The sequence below is a fragment of the Amycolatopsis rhizosphaerae genome (assembly GCF_007713715.1).
GTDB classification, from domain to species: Bacteria; Actinomycetota; Actinomycetes; order Mycobacteriales; family Pseudonocardiaceae; genus Amycolatopsis_E; species Amycolatopsis_E rhizosphaerae.
The window spans coordinates 1-13249 of sequence record NZ_VJWX01000174.1; the positions used below are offsets into that span (position 1 = coordinate 1).

The 13249-nt window shown below is 64.6% G+C and carries 12 protein-coding genes and 1 pseudogene; 11 read left to right on the forward strand and 2 right to left on the reverse strand.

Going from position 1 to position 13249, the window contains the following annotated elements; translation table 11 throughout:
- Positions 1-291: 291 nt before the first annotated feature.
- From FNH05_RS18155 to FNH05_RS18170, 4 genes and pseudogenes are all read left to right on the forward strand, one after another.
- Positions 292-804, forward strand: a pseudogene (locus FNH05_RS18155) (class I SAM-dependent DNA methyltransferase); the annotation flags it as partial.
- Between the two features lie 196 nt (positions 805-1000).
- Positions 1001-2086, forward strand: a complete 1086-nt coding sequence (locus tag FNH05_RS18160; protein ID WP_186382605.1) for a hypothetical protein — start codon at positions 1001-1003, stop codon at positions 2084-2086.
- Positions 2087-2207: 121 nt separating this feature from the next.
- Positions 2208-3416, forward strand: a complete 1209-nt coding sequence (locus tag FNH05_RS18165) for a site-specific integrase (RefSeq protein ID WP_246127807.1) — start codon at positions 2208-2210, stop codon at positions 3414-3416.
- Positions 3417-4302: 886 nt separating this feature from the next.
- A complete protein-coding gene (locus tag FNH05_RS18170) occupies positions 4303-5433 on the forward strand; it encodes a YaaC family protein (protein ID WP_144589892.1) in 1131 nt (376 codons plus the stop codon).
- 21 nt (positions 5434-5454) lie between these two features.
- On the opposite strand, the gene FNH05_RS18175 is transcribed toward FNH05_RS18170, so the two are convergent.
- Both FNH05_RS18175 and FNH05_RS18180 read right to left on the reverse strand, forming a co-directional pair.
- Positions 5455-5925, reverse strand: coding sequence for an NUDIX hydrolase (locus tag FNH05_RS18175; RefSeq protein WP_144589893.1), 471 nt, complete (start codon positions 5923-5925; stop codon positions 5455-5457).
- A gap of 8 nt (positions 5926-5933) precedes the next feature.
- On the reverse strand, positions 5934-6677 hold the full coding sequence (locus tag FNH05_RS18180) for a DUF5919 domain-containing protein (RefSeq protein ID WP_144589894.1): 744 nt from the start codon (positions 6675-6677) through the stop codon (positions 5934-5936).
- Positions 6678-6831: 154 nt separating this feature from the next.
- Here FNH05_RS18180 and FNH05_RS18185 point away from each other — a divergent pair, with 154 nt between their 5' ends.
- The 7 genes from FNH05_RS18185 to FNH05_RS18215 all read left to right on the forward strand — a co-directional run bounded on the left by FNH05_RS18185 (position 6832) and on the right by FNH05_RS18215 (position 12824).
- Positions 6832-7242 (forward strand): hypothetical protein, encoded by a 411-nt coding sequence (locus tag FNH05_RS18185; protein WP_144589895.1) that lies wholly within the window; start codon positions 6832-6834, stop codon positions 7240-7242.
- 12 nt (positions 7243-7254) lie between these two features.
- Positions 7255-7464, forward strand: a complete 210-nt coding sequence (locus tag FNH05_RS18190) for a hypothetical protein (RefSeq protein ID WP_144589896.1) — start codon at positions 7255-7257, stop codon at positions 7462-7464.
- Positions 7465-7467: 3 nt separating this feature from the next.
- A complete protein-coding gene (locus tag FNH05_RS18195) occupies positions 7468-7722 on the forward strand; it encodes a GntR family transcriptional regulator (RefSeq protein ID WP_246127808.1) in 255 nt (84 codons plus the stop codon).
- A 530-nt stretch (positions 7723-8252) separates the two neighbouring features.
- The gene (locus tag FNH05_RS18200) at positions 8253-9791 is read left to right on the forward strand and encodes an FtsK/SpoIIIE domain-containing protein (RefSeq protein WP_144589897.1); all 1539 of its coding nucleotides are present in this window, start codon (positions 8253-8255) and stop codon (positions 9789-9791) included.
- On the forward strand, positions 9788-11407 hold the full coding sequence (locus FNH05_RS18205; protein ID WP_144589898.1) for a replication initiator: 1620 nt from the start codon (positions 9788-9790) through the stop codon (positions 11405-11407). The genes FNH05_RS18200 and FNH05_RS18205 overlap by 4 nt, the downstream gene beginning before the upstream one ends.
- Positions 11404-11628, forward strand: coding sequence for a helix-turn-helix transcriptional regulator (locus FNH05_RS18210; RefSeq protein ID WP_144589899.1), 225 nt, complete (start codon positions 11404-11406; stop codon positions 11626-11628). The genes FNH05_RS18205 and FNH05_RS18210 overlap by 4 nt, the downstream gene beginning before the upstream one ends.
- Positions 11625-12824, forward strand: a complete 1200-nt coding sequence (locus FNH05_RS18215; RefSeq protein WP_144589900.1) for a tyrosine-type recombinase/integrase — start codon at positions 11625-11627, stop codon at positions 12822-12824. Before FNH05_RS18210 ends, FNH05_RS18215 begins: the two co-directional genes overlap by 4 nt.
- Positions 12825-13249 lie beyond the last annotated feature (425 nt).

Genomic DNA, 13249 nt, shown 5'->3' on the forward strand with positions numbered 1-13249 from the left:
GATCACTACAGTGCGTGATCAATGTGGTTACGCACCGTACGATCCGGCCGGAGGTCCCGATATCGGCATCAGATGTCCTGATCCCTAACTTGCTACGCGCGGGCCTTTCCGGCTACGCGCGTAGCTTTCCGGCTCCATCGTCCTGCCTGAGCCGACCAACGCCTCTGAACGAGCCCCCGATCACGAGGTCGACTCCCCGCCAATGGCAACAATCGATCGGGTGTCGTGGCCGTACCGGGGTGTCGAAAATGGGGTGAGGAGCCCAGGTTCGCGGGCGTAGCGTCGGCGACCGTGACCGGTGAGGCGAGTGCAGAAGATGACCCGAGGGACGGCTGGTTCCCCGAGAGCGTGGCCGCATGCTACGACACCCCGGGCGGTGCGAACGCGCCCGAGGTGGTGACACCCGCGGTGGACGTCCTCGAAGACCTGGCCGACGACCCGGTACTCGAGTTCGCCGTCGGGACCGGGCGAATCGCCGTGCCACTGGTCGCGCGGGGCGTGCCGGTGAGCGGCATCGAGCTGAGCCGGGCGATGGCGGCGCGGATCGCGAGCAAGCCGGGCGGCGACGCGGTTGAAGTCGTGATCGGCGATATGACCGCGACCCGGGTGGCCGGTCAGTTCTCGCTGGTCTACCTGGTGTTCAACACCATCAGCAACGTGACCACACAGGACGGACAGGTCGACGTCTTCCGCAACGCTGCCGCACACCTGCGACCGGGCGGCCTGTTCCTCGTCGAGGTGGGCCTGCCGGACCTGCGCCGCCTACCACCCGGACAGGACACCGTCCCCTTCGCGGTGACACCCGACGCCGACGGCGGCGGGAGACAGACCCGAACACGTGATGGCGCACCACATCCAGCCTGACCCGCTCCCCATGGGCTCCCGACAGCGTCCCCCAATCATCGCGAGTCCGCTCGGCGGACAGCGTCGGCGTCCCACGACATGCCCTTTCTGATCAAACCGCGCGCTCGCCCCATCGCCCACGGATAGAGTGCCTGTCGTGCCTCACACCAGCCTTCGGGTCTTCTCCTGCACCACCAGATACACCCGAGAGGGCTTGCTCGTCGCGGACAAGGTCCGGCTGACGCGCGAGGAAGACCTGCAGGTGAATCTCGACGACGTGGTCACGATCAACACCCTGGCCGCGCCGCTGCGCCGGGTGCGCAACTATCACGTGCTCCAGCACGAGTTACGACTCTTGCTCAGCTACCTGCGCGGCGGCAATCGTCGCACCCTGACGGTGCGCCAACACGATCTCCTGTCGAGTGCGCGGCACATCAGCGCATTCTTCATCGAATCGCTCGGACTCGGGGTGTTGACGGCGGCCGTGCAGGCGCACTACGCCTGGCCAGGCAACGAGGACACTCTGGAGCACTTCGATGTGCTCCCGGATGAACTCACCGACTACTACCTGAGAAAGGGCGTGCGGCCCGATTTGTTGTTCCGATTCCCGCAAGAGAGCGGGAATCGCCTAGCGGGAGAGGCGCGGGGACGGTCCAGCAAACGGCACAAGAAGAGCGCGCCATCCGCTGAACAGCGGAGACGCCTGAACCAGATTCTTGGCTGGTCTCAGCGGCACGATCACCACCCGGTGACCATGACGTGGACGTATACGGGCGAAGAGGAAGTCAAGGCAGACTTGTTCGAGATCATCCTGCCACCTCCCGTGGCACGGCGGGAACCGCCGGTCCGACAGGTGTTCGTCCAGGAGCCGGTGGATGCCTCACCAATCCTCTTCGCGAACCTGACTCAAGGTCCGGCCGACCGGACTCTTTTCGGGAGCGTCGCTGAGGACGCTCTCTTCGAGTCCGCCCCCATCGCGGATCGTAGGCTGGGCGGAGCCGAGGTCCGCGGCGACTGGGCTGCCGCCGATCTCTTCGGCTCCGCAGACACGCTCTTTCTCCTGGGTGTCCTCCCCGATCGCCCCGGCGGCCGAACCCGAGACATGATCCGAGCGCACCGCAGCCGGGCCCGACTCGAGTTCGATCCGCTGCAGGTCGCCGTGTTCGGCCGCTTGTTGTTCGTGACCGCCACCAGAGTCTCCTCACCGCCGCCGTGGTCAGAGGTCCTCAGCAGGCTTGGCTAGCCCGCATCGAGCATGATCCCGCTGGCCGAGTTGCTCTCGGTCGACGCGTACTGATCAAAGCGACGTCTCGGACAGCGCGCAGACGATCGATTCGGTGATTACCCGGTAGCGACTGCCGACCTTGATCACCCTGGCGGGAACTCCCCGCGCGCCACCAACTCGTAGGAGTAGCTCGAAGATCACGCTCAAGGACGGGACGGTCAGATACCGCTTCGTCATCGACATCAGCCGCGATCCGAAATCGGACAAGCGGCGACAGCTGACCAAAACCTACGACACCAAGAAGGAGGCCCGAGCCGAGTACGCCAAGATCAAGCACCAGACCGACGAAGGAACGTTCGTCGCCCCGGACAAGCTCACCGTCTCGGACTGGCTGGACACGTGGCTCAAGTCAGCCACCATCGACGTCGAGAAGGCCACCGCTGCGAACTACGCCGACGCCCTCCTGCCCGTGCGAGAGCGCCTCGGTGACCGGCGCCTGCAGCAGCTCGACGAAGAGGACATCGACAGCCTGGTCAGCTGGATGCTTACTTCCGGTCGCAAGCGCGGCGGCAAGGTCGGCACCGGCCTCAGCGCGCGATCGGTCCAGTTGACTCTCGGTCGCCTTCGCTCGGCCCTCAACGTCGCGGTCCGGCGCAAACTGGTCGCCCGCAACGTCGCCCAATACACGCAGATCCCGAGGGAAGCACGGAGGAAGGCCGCCGAAGCGAAGGCGAAGCGGGTCCCCTGGAGCGCGGACGAAGTGAAGACCTTCGTCGCCGCGACACGCGAACACCGCCTCCAAGCGCCGATGCTGCTGTCCTTGCTGGGAATGAGGCCGGCCGAGGTCTGCGGGCTGCGGTGGTCCGCAGACGTCGACCTGGTCGCCAAGACCATCCGGGTCGAGAACACCAGAACCCTCGTGGAGGGCGAGGTCGAGGAGAAGGGACCGAAGTCGGAGAAGGGCAAGCGCACCCTGCCCCTGCCCAGCCCGGTCGTGGCCGCGCTGAAGTCGCTCAAGGCCCGCCAGGCACAGGAGAAGCTCGTAGCCGGATCGGTGTATCTCGACTCGGGGTACGTGCTGGTCGACGAGCAGGGCGCCCCGTGGAAGACCGACAAGCTACGCCGGGAGACCTACAAGCTCATGGCCGCCGCGAGGGTCCGCAAGGTGCGTCCCTACGACGCCCGGCACTCCTGCCTGACCTACCTGGCGACCTCGGGCGTGCCCGACGTGATCGTGAGCGCCTGGGCAGGCCACGCGGACCTGAGCTTCACCAAGCGTGTGTACATCCATCCCAACGCCGAGCACCTCAAAGAGGCCGCCGACCAGCTGGACACGCTTCTCGGCTGACAAGCAGTACAAGCGTTCGTGAGAAAATGTGAGACGACAAGCCCCGGACAGCAATCAGGGCCCCGTCTCACCGAAGTAAGAAACAGGGCCCTGACCTGGACTTTCTCAGTCCATCGACCGTCGGGACGACAGGATTTGAACCTGCGACCCCTTGACCCCCAGGACGTTGGAGTAAGCGCTTCCGCAGGTCAGGCAGCGTTTCATAGCGTCAAGTGACGTTCGCTCACCTGCGGCTCGTTCGGCATCGCGCATGGCGTGTGGTCCCCAAATGGTCCCCAGCTCCGCCCTGGTCCACAGCGTGAGCTGGTTCGGTCCTGCTGACGTCCGGCGCATCCTGCCTCCTGTCGTGAGCCGACAACGGTCCCGAAAGATCTCGGGGGCCACTCGCCCCCTTCCCCCTCGCCCTTGCCGCACCTAGCGCCGTGATGCCGGTGTCAAGGGTGGGCCTTGGCCCATCGCGTAGCGACGCCGTAGGCGCCCTTGATGCCGGTAGCACGGCGTTAGACGATCAGAAGCGAGGGTCCCTAGGTGAGGCGCAGCCGGCCAGTTGCTCCGCGGACTTGGTCGCGGTCTTCTGCGCGCTGTCGTCGGCGGCGTTGCCGGGCACGGCTCCCCAGTTGTGCCGCGCGGCTCGCCGGGCGGAGCGGAGCGGCAGCCCGGCTTGCGCCGCGCCGGGTACGGGCCTGGCTGCCAGGGTGACGGGCCGAGCGCGCCGCCGACGGCGGCGCGCCTTGATCCCATAGAGCCAAGTTCGGCAAGACAACGGAAAAGCAGACCGCGTAACCAGACCACCGAGTTGCTGCTGACCGTTGGTGTTCACTGAGTCGCTCACCCATCGGCCTGTCTCCCTCGCAAATCCACTTGATCGGGGAAGTACAGTAAATCCATGATTGACAGCGAGACTTGGTCCAAGATACGGCAGCTTCGGTCGAACCCTCCAGGACAGGCGAAATCCGACAAGAACCGAAGGAGGACATTTCTTACATCATTGGAACAAGCTGAGCAGTACTTCCGCGCCGCTAACAGCATGGGCTACGAGACTAGACCCGTCACACTATTCTATGGATTATCCCAGTTCGGCAGATCAATCGCCGCAGCAGCACCAGATACTGATTGGAAGCTGAAAGGACACGGGATACGTATTCCAAATATCGGAGAAGCATCGTCATCCGGAAAGATCGCCAACCTACTAGTCAGAAATAACGGTTCAGGAAGTTTTACACAACTGGCGAAGATACTCAACTCTCCATCACTTGAAAAGCCAGTAATTCTGACCCGAATCCTGTCGTCAATACCAGAAATGAGAGAATATCCGATCGATAAGACACACATCCCGCCATTAGATCTCTCAGAGGGATACGACAAAGTCGGACCATCGGGAGATTTTGGACCAGCTTGGAAAATAATACTTGAAGGAGTTCCCTCTCTTGATGCGAGTATGAGTGATTTTCTCGCTCACTACCCAGCAATATGGCCCCTACAGGGGCGCCCCTTGAGCTACGAGCAAGGGGTCTGCCGGGGGCACGGTCCTGGCGTTTTTTACCTTACACCGCGTCGGAAATACGAGATGGGAGGATTTGCAGCTATCCACGGAACGGAATACCGTGGAAGAAACCTTGTATTTCCAACCCTTCCTGGTTATGCACTTAACATGCATCCAATACTGACTTGGTGGGCTTCCTTATTTTCGCTATCCATGCTAGCCAGATATGAGCCCGTGGCCTGGGCAGATATAGTAAACGTAGACCAGAGTATGGAATCTGTCCCCATTGAAAGACTCTTAAGCGTTGCAACAGAAGCAGTACCCGAGATTGCACTAGCAGCAATAGGGGAGGTTGCACAGGACCCTGAAGAAAAGGCTCACACGCAAATGGAGTTAATCAAATCAAACACAAGAAATGAATATCGGACATTTGGTGAAATATTCAAAGAATCGATCGCCCCGAGAGTCCGGTCAACCTTCAACAAGATTGCTTCAAATACTCCAAGGAGACGTGAAGATTCAACGGATAGTTAACGAGCATCGACGACATGTCCCTTACATATAGAAAGGATATTCACACTCAGAGATACCTTGCAAGATACGCAATCTAATCGAATCATTGATATTCATGCTATCAATTCTTTTTAATTCTACCCATAGTACTTCTTTGCTCTCGCTGCTCGTCTGAAGACGACCGCTAAGCGGCCGACCGCGGAAGCAGATCGAGAACTCCTGCCGGACTTCGCCGTCGTCGTAGGCGATGACGTGCTTCGGGTCGCTGTAGATGCCGACGAGACCGGTGACCTCGATATCGATTCCGGTCTCCTCGCGCGTCTCCCGGATCACCGCTTCCTTCACGGTCTCCCCGATGTCCTGCGCCCCGCCCGGGATGGCATAAAGATCGTTGTCGGTTCGACGGATCATCAGAATCCGCCCCTGCTCGTCCAGCACAACCGCGGACACGGCCGGAACCAAGCTGTTCGCGCGCGGGGCGTTCGGGTCGTCGTAGTAGTCGCGCTTCGGCATACCTCTGCCTACCACTTCGCGGGCTTCGACGTGTTCCACACGGCCTCGAAGCTTTCCGAGTAGGTCTCGAACAGGTCTCCGCCCGAGAGCCTCCGCAGATGCAGAGCTGGCGCGTGCGGGGCCTGGAAGCCGTAGACGTGCGGGTTCACGATCATCTCGTCGTCGTAGCGGTATATGGAGTTATACAGAGTAGTTCCGTGGGTTCGGATCTCCACACCTTCGACGTCCGCGATGGGCTGAAAGAAGAGCAGCGCCTGCCGAGCCTTCGCGGTGATGGCGTTCTTCCCGATGTTCTCCTCGACGCTGCGGCGGGTGATGGCCGCGCTGTTGGGGTCGCCGAAGAGGAGACGGACCCGCGCGCCTGAGTTCGCCTTGTCCTCCAGCTTGCGCAGGATGCCGCGGTCCTCGGTCAGGAACATGCCGACGTACACCAGGATCTCGACCTCGTGCACAGCCTTGTCCAGGAGATGCGTCCACGTGTCGCGGGGAACGGCGTGCCGGTGCGGGTAGACCTTGATGATTTCGGAGCCGCTGATCTCGGCTGCCTTCTCAGGCTGCACGGCATCCGGCCACAGGTAGTTCTCGGATTCGTGGGCGAGGGCGGCAATCGAGTGCCGATGCTTCTTGTAGGGCGTCCTCCCCTTGGTGATCCACCGTTCGACCGTCTTCGGGTCCACCCCGATCGCCTTCGCCACCTGTTCCGGCGTCAGACCGTTGCGCAGCAAGGCGTCTCGTAGCCGCTCGTTCGGCATGCCCACCCCTTCGGGACTTGTTGGGACGTCTTGACACTATCAGAGACGTCCCAAGAAGTCCTGCCGTGTGGTGATCTTGTCCTCCTGATCAGGGGAGATTGGGTGGCAGGTTGCCGGGATCGGCCCGGCAGCACCAGCCCAAGGAGGCAAGTCCATGGCTATCCCTGGTGGCTACCGCTTCACGGTGCCCTTCGACGACATCTTCCCCGAAGGCGCTTTCGTGCTCGGTGTCGAGCAGGCGTTCGACTGGGACAAGAACGGCAACAAGACCCCGGCCAAGGACAGCGTGACCGGCAAGCTCGTGTGGAACGTGCAGGTCACCGACCCCTCGGCCAAGGGCAAGAACACCGGCACCGTGGTCAAGATCGCGGCCGACGTGCAGCCGGTTCCGCCGGAGACCGTGCCGGGACTCCCCTTCCGCCCGGTGGTCTTCGAGAGGCTGACTGCGACGGCGTACGACAACAACGGCCGTGTCCAGTTCAGTCTGCGCGCCGCGGAAATGCACGCTCCCCGCGCCACCAACGGCAAGGCCAGCAACGGCAAGTCAATGCCCGCGGCCGCGTAGGGCGTGGCCAGGATGCGCGACACTGTACAGATTCACGTCACTTCGGACCTTCCGGTCCGTACACGCACACTTCCCTACGCCAACCGCGTCGAAGTCCGCTTCGGCAAGGCGTTCCCCGTCGTCCTGCTCGTCGACTACGACGCGCTGATCGGGCTGGGAGAGGCACTCCGGGAAGGGCGCAACGAGTTGGACGCCGCAGCAGCTCAGAAACAAGAGGGGTAAGCAGTGCAATCAGACAGGAACCAGCCCGGCTACGTGTACCTGTGGCTGGCGGAACAACTCACGGACCGGATCGCGTCGGGCAACCTGCCGCCCGATGCGCCGTTGCCCAACGAACGGACTCTCGCCACGGAATACGGCGTCTCGCTGGGCACCGCTCGCCACGCGACCAGGATTCTTCGTGAACGTGGCCTGGTCATCACGTTGCGTTCCAAGGGCTCCTATGTCGCGCGCCGAAACGAGGAGAGCGCCTCGCGATGAGTCGGCACGGGAGCGGATGCGGAATTCGACGGCCCATCCGCTCCCCTGCCTTCCGCACACCCACAAGGAGGTGACAGCGGTGCCCACCAGCTTACGGGCTTCTCGGCGTCGCTGGTTCGTTCGCCGTCGTTGCCTGCGCTGCGGCCAACTGCACCGGCTCCTGCGCGACAAGGTGCACATCTGTCGACTCTGCGCGGGAGGCGCCACCCACCGATTCTGAGAAGTCCACTTCAGACAGAAAACGCACGCTGGGACGTGTGGCGGTGAAACACGTCCTCGTGCGGATGACCCAAAAACATAAGGCGCAGAAGCGGAATCTGGCTACCAACCCTCCCGCTTCTGCGCTGTCCACACCTGACGGAGCAGACAATGGAAACCATAGACAACGCGAACGCTCGCGTGTCAACGGGCCGCGCCCCGAAGCGGTGCGCTGCCTGCAAGAAGTTCGCTCGATTGATGCCCGGCGACACCGAGTGTGCCGACTGCGCCGGTCGGCTGCCGCTCCCGATGCCCAAGGCGGGTGGTCGGTGATGGATGCCCACACCTTCGCAACCCTGTTCCTCGGCGGCGTCGGCCTGGCCGTCGTGGTCTGGGCGCTGCACAAGCTCGGCAAGGCCCTGGCGGCGATCGCGGAAACCCTGGCAGCCGCGGCGGTCGTGTTCCTGGCCCTGTGGTGGGTGGTCAAGGCTGCGGGCTGGCTGGTCGCCCAGATCGTGCTCCACCCTCGCACGACGCTGACCGTGCTGGCGCTGCTGGCCTGGTGGCGCTGGCTCGGGTGGCCGTCGCTCGCGCTCTCCCTCATCGGTGTGACCGCGCTTCTCACGGTCTGGCGGGTGCTCGACCTGGTGTCCTTCGACCAGTGGGCCGGGCGGTTCCTGCGCACCTGGTGGCAGCGATGGGCGATCTACGTACCGAAACTCCCCGGTTGGCTGCACGCTTGCGGTTTGAGCGTCCGGGACGAGGCGATCCCGGTGGACGTGACCGTGACACTCGTCGGGCGCAAGAAGATCCGCCGGGAGCGGCAGCAGGCCGGGGTGCGCATCCCGAAGGTCAAGCAGGTGCGCTCGGGACCTTCCTGGGATGAGGTGAAGCTGGAGCTCGTGCCCGGCCAGAAGCCCGAGGACTTCGACGAGGCCGCTCGGGCGCTCGCTTCGGCTCGCAAAGTCGCGCGGTGCCAGGTACGGGAACTCGCGCCGAACGTGGTCTCGATCGACTTCCAGCGGCGCGACCTGCTGGCCTCGCCGATCCCGTGCCCGCCCCTGAGTGAACTCGGGCCGGTCGACCTGCGGCACGTGTGGGCTGGACGCACCGAGTACGGGCAGGACTGGCGGGTTCCGCTGTTCGGTTCGGGAAGCCACACGCTGACCGCTGGGGCATCCGGCGCAGGCAAGAACTCCGTGATGTGGTGTCCGCTCGTCTCCATCGCCCCGGCGATCCGGAGCGGTGTCGTGCGGGTGTCGGGGATCGACCCCAAGGGCATGGAACTGGCCTACGGGCGCGGAATCTTCCACCGCTATGCCGTGACCTCGAAGGACGTCCTGGCGCTGCTGGACGAACTGGTCGGCGCGATGGACGCACGCAAGCGGCAGTTCGCCGGCCGGGTCCGGACGGTGCCGATCTCCCGCGAAAACCCGCTTGAGCTGGTCGAATTCGACGAGATCGGGGCGCTGACCCGCTACACCGACCGCAAGACCCGCGAGCAGATCGTGGAGAAGGTCGCCCTGTTGACCACGCAGGGGCGGGCGCTGGGCTTCACTGTGCGCGGGTACGTGCAGGAACCGACCAAGGAGACCGTGCCCGTGCGTGAGCTGTTCCCACGGCGCATCTGCTTGAGGGTCACGGCGAAGTCCCACGTCGGGATGGTGCTCGGGGACCAGGCGTACGAGCGTGGCGCGTGGGCGAACAGGATCGAGGAGTCCGCGGCCGGGGTCGGCTACGTGTGGGGTGAAGGTCTGCGCGAACCCCTGCGCGTTCGCGCTGGATGGGTGCCGGACGAGACCGTGAAGGCCCTGGAAGCGTTCGTGACCAGCGGCCATGCCCTGCCCCTGCCCGGAGGTGCCGCAGCATGACCAGCAGCACTGGCACGGGCACACGAGCCGAGCGGATGCGTCAGCCTCTCTCGACCGAGGTCATGCAAGCGGTCGCGGAGAAGTACGGCGTGTGCGTCCGCCCGTTCACGATGGAAGTCGGGGACCCGGACACCGGCGAACTGCGCTACGTGCCGGTGCCCTGCGGCTCCACGGTGGAGAGCGTGTGCGCTCCCTGCGCCAAGAAGGCGAAGGCCCTGCGGATGACGCAATGCCGCGAGGGCTGGCACCTCACGGAAGAACCGGACTTCACCTCGATGCCCCCGACCGAGGAACAGAAGGAGCTGACCGCATTCCGGGCCGACCTCGTGCAGGCGTACCGGGAAGCAGTCCAACAGGGCGAGGAGGGCCAGGCGGACGAGCTGCGCGAAGAGATCCGGGGAGTCGACGAAGAACTTCGGCAACTCGGAGTCCGCGGCCGTCCGCCTTCTCCCGAGCCGCCGTTGCGCAAGCCTGCCAAGCGCTCCACCAAGCGGCGCCAAGACGCGCCGAACCTGCCCCGCCGCAAGGTCGCCAAGATCACGGTCGGCCGCGAGTACGCCGGAAAGTTCCGGCCCTCGATGTTCGTCACGCTCACCTGCGACACCTACGGGCGCGTGCGCGAGGACGGCACCCCGGTCGACATGGCGACCTACGACTATCGGCGGGCCGCGCGGGACGCGGTGCACTTCTCCGCCCTGGTGGATCGGTGGTGGCAGAACCTGCGTCGGGTCGTGGGCTGGGACGTGCAGTACTTCGCGACCGTCGAGCCCCAGAAGCGGGCGGCTCCGCACCTGCATACGGCGCTGCGCGGGTCGATTCCGCATGAGGTCATCCGCCAGGTCACCGAGGCGACCTACCACCAGGTGTGGTGGCCCAACCATGACCAGCTGATCTACTGCGGCGACAAGACGCCGGTGTGGGACATGCGTTCGCTGTCCTTTGTAGACCCTGACACGCGAGAGCCGCTGACCGGGTGGGATGAAGCGGTGGAAGCAGTAGAAGAACCAGCGCACGTGGTCACCTTCGGACGGCAGGTGCATTCCAAGGGAATTCTCGGCGGCACCGACGAGGCCGGGCGCCACATCGGCTATCTGACCAAGTACCTCACCAAGTCCACGAGTGAGGTCGTGGAGGCCAGCTCCGAGCGGCAGCGTGACCACCATGACCGGCTGCACGCCGAGTTGGCGGTTACGCCGTGCTCGCCCCGGTGCCCGGTATGGCTGCTCTACGGCATCCAGCCGCGGGGCGTGACCTCCCGGACCACTCCAGGGCATTGCAAGGGCCGGGCGCATCGGCGAGCCACGCTCGGCCTGCCTGGTCGGCGGGTCCTCGTCTCGCGCAAGTGGTCCGGCAAGACGCTGGCCGACCACAAGGCGGACCGCAAGGCGTTCGTGCGGGACATGCTGGCGGCGGTCGGGATCGTCAAGCCCGAGCAGGACACCTCGCGACTGATCTGGCGCAAGCTCAACCCTGGCGACCGCGACGCACCACCCCGCGCACATCTGCTCATGCACGCGATCTCCGAGCGCATCGCCTGGCGAGCCGAGTACGACCGTGCGCTCCTCGCGGCCGGACCACCCGGCTCAGAAACTTCGGCAATTCGGGAGGCTGCATGAACAGCGAGGGGATTCGGCTGCTCAACGGACGCTGGTACAACACGGAGGAACTGGCGAACCTGCTCGGCGTGGATGCGTCGACGGTCCGCCGCTGGCGCACCGCCCGGCCACCTCAGGGACCGCCGTTCGTGCAGGTCTCGGAACGGGTGACCATGTACAACGCGCTGGACGTGGAAGCCTGGCTACGCAGCAAGCGCGTCGACCCGGCGGCGGCAGCATGACTGACAAGCTGAACCTGCCCCTCGGCGTCTCACTCTCCGCCGACGTCGAGCACCGGCCGGACCGCAAGAAGCCCTACCGGGCTCGGGTCCGCTGGATCGACCCGGTGACCAGGAAACGTCCGTCCAAATCAGAATCGTTCGACACCGAGGACGAGGCGAACACCTGGATCGACAAGCTGAAAAAGCTTGCAGCACAAGGGATCGACCCGAACACGGCCACCATGACCCTGGCCGACTACGGCGAGGCCAACAGGGACTTGGCCTTGCGGGGCCTGGAGGCGAAGACCACCGACCCCTACCTTGCTGGCTGGCGGAAACGAGTCGTGCCCACGCTCGGCCACCTGCCGGTGACCATGATCACCAACGGTGCCGTGGACCGTGCTGTCCGGGCCTGGATCGCCGACGAGGCCGGACGCTCGACCATCAAGAACAGCCTGGCCATACTCGTGCGCGTCATGGAGCAGGCGCTGCGGGACGGGATCATCGACCGCAACCCGGCGAGGATCACCGGCTGGCAACAGGAGTACAAGCGCGCCGAAGACGAACTGGACGACCCGCGCTCCCTCGCCCTGCCCGACTGGGTCAGCCTCACCCGCCTGGCCGATGCCCTGGTGGCGAAATCCGCCGGGCGCTATCGCGGCTGGGGTGAGGTGGTGCTCTTCGCGGCCTGCACCGCCGCGCGGATCGGCGAGGTCTCCGGCTGCCGGGTCAAGGACATCGACACCAAGACCTGGATCTGGACCGTCCGCCGACAGACCACCCCCTCTCCTGGTGGTCTGGTCGATAAGGGAACGAAGGGCAAGCGCGCCCGCGAGGTCCCGCTGATCGAGGACATTCGCGAGCTGGTCTTGCAACGCATCGCCGAGGTCGACCGCGACCCGGATGCCAGGCTGTTCACTGGTCCCCGCGGCGGCCGGATCACTACGGCTGTCCTCCGCGACGCGACCAGCTGGGATGTCGTAGTGGCCCAGCTCGGCTACGAACACCTGCGGCGGCACGACTTACGGCATACCGGGCTGACCTGGATGGCCGACGCGGGCGTACCGGTGCACCACCTCCGCAAGATCGCCGGGCACGGGTCTCTGACCACGACCCAGCGATACCTCCACCCTGACCGCCAGTCCGTCACCGACGCGGGCGAGCTACTCACCAAGCACCTGCGGTCCCCACGTGGTCCCCGGCTGCGGGTGGTCTAATGAACGCCCCTCTCGTGGCGTCTCATCGCGCCCGGCCGCCACGCTGTCGACCGTATGCAACCCAGCGGCTTGGGAGAATCCTGGGGTACTGAGGGCGCCGGACAGAGCATCTCGCCGGACCTCACCGAAGACGTGATACGCAACGGCACACCGACCGACGTCGTAAGGGATGGCGGCACCCGGACGATCTACACCTCCGGCTCCGTTCAGGTGATCACAGAGGACGGCGGTCGGATCGTGGCCACTGTCAACTCGTTCTCAGGAGGCTAATGATATGGAGCCGACCTATCCGGATGCCGCTCGTGCGCTCCTGGCGCACTGCGCCGAATACCGGCGACACTCGATCGGTCTCACCGCACTGAAGGCAGCTGTGTGGACCGCAGCGAGCGCAATCGTCATCCCTCAGGAGCGGGCCACGCGAGACT

Coding starts and splice junctions, on each gene's coding strand:
- FNH05_RS18210 (WP_144589899.1), top strand. CDS start 11,404: ATGAACAGCGAGGGGATTCGGCTGCTCAACGGACGCTGGTACAACACG.
- FNH05_RS18185 (WP_144589895.1), top strand. CDS start 6,832: ATGGCTATCCCTGGTGGCTACCGCTTCACGGTGCCCTTCGACGACATC.
- FNH05_RS18200 (WP_144589897.1), top strand. CDS start 8,253: ATGGATGCCCACACCTTCGCAACCCTGTTCCTCGGCGGCGTCGGCCTG.
- FNH05_RS18205 (WP_144589898.1), top strand. CDS start 9,788: ATGACCAGCAGCACTGGCACGGGCACACGAGCCGAGCGGATGCGTCAG.
- FNH05_RS18190 (WP_144589896.1), top strand. CDS start 7,255: ATGCGCGACACTGTACAGATTCACGTCACTTCGGACCTTCCGGTCCGT.
- FNH05_RS18175 (WP_144589893.1), bottom strand. CDS start 5,925: ATGCCGAAGCGCGACTACTACGACGACCCGAACGCCCCGCGCGCGAAC.
- FNH05_RS18180 (WP_144589894.1), bottom strand. CDS start 6,677: ATGCCGAACGAGCGGCTACGAGACGCCTTGCTGCGCAACGGTCTGACG.
- FNH05_RS18170 (WP_144589892.1), top strand. CDS start 4,303: ATGATTGACAGCGAGACTTGGTCCAAGATACGGCAGCTTCGGTCGAAC.
- FNH05_RS18215 (WP_144589900.1), top strand. CDS start 11,625: ATGACTGACAAGCTGAACCTGCCCCTCGGCGTCTCACTCTCCGCCGAC.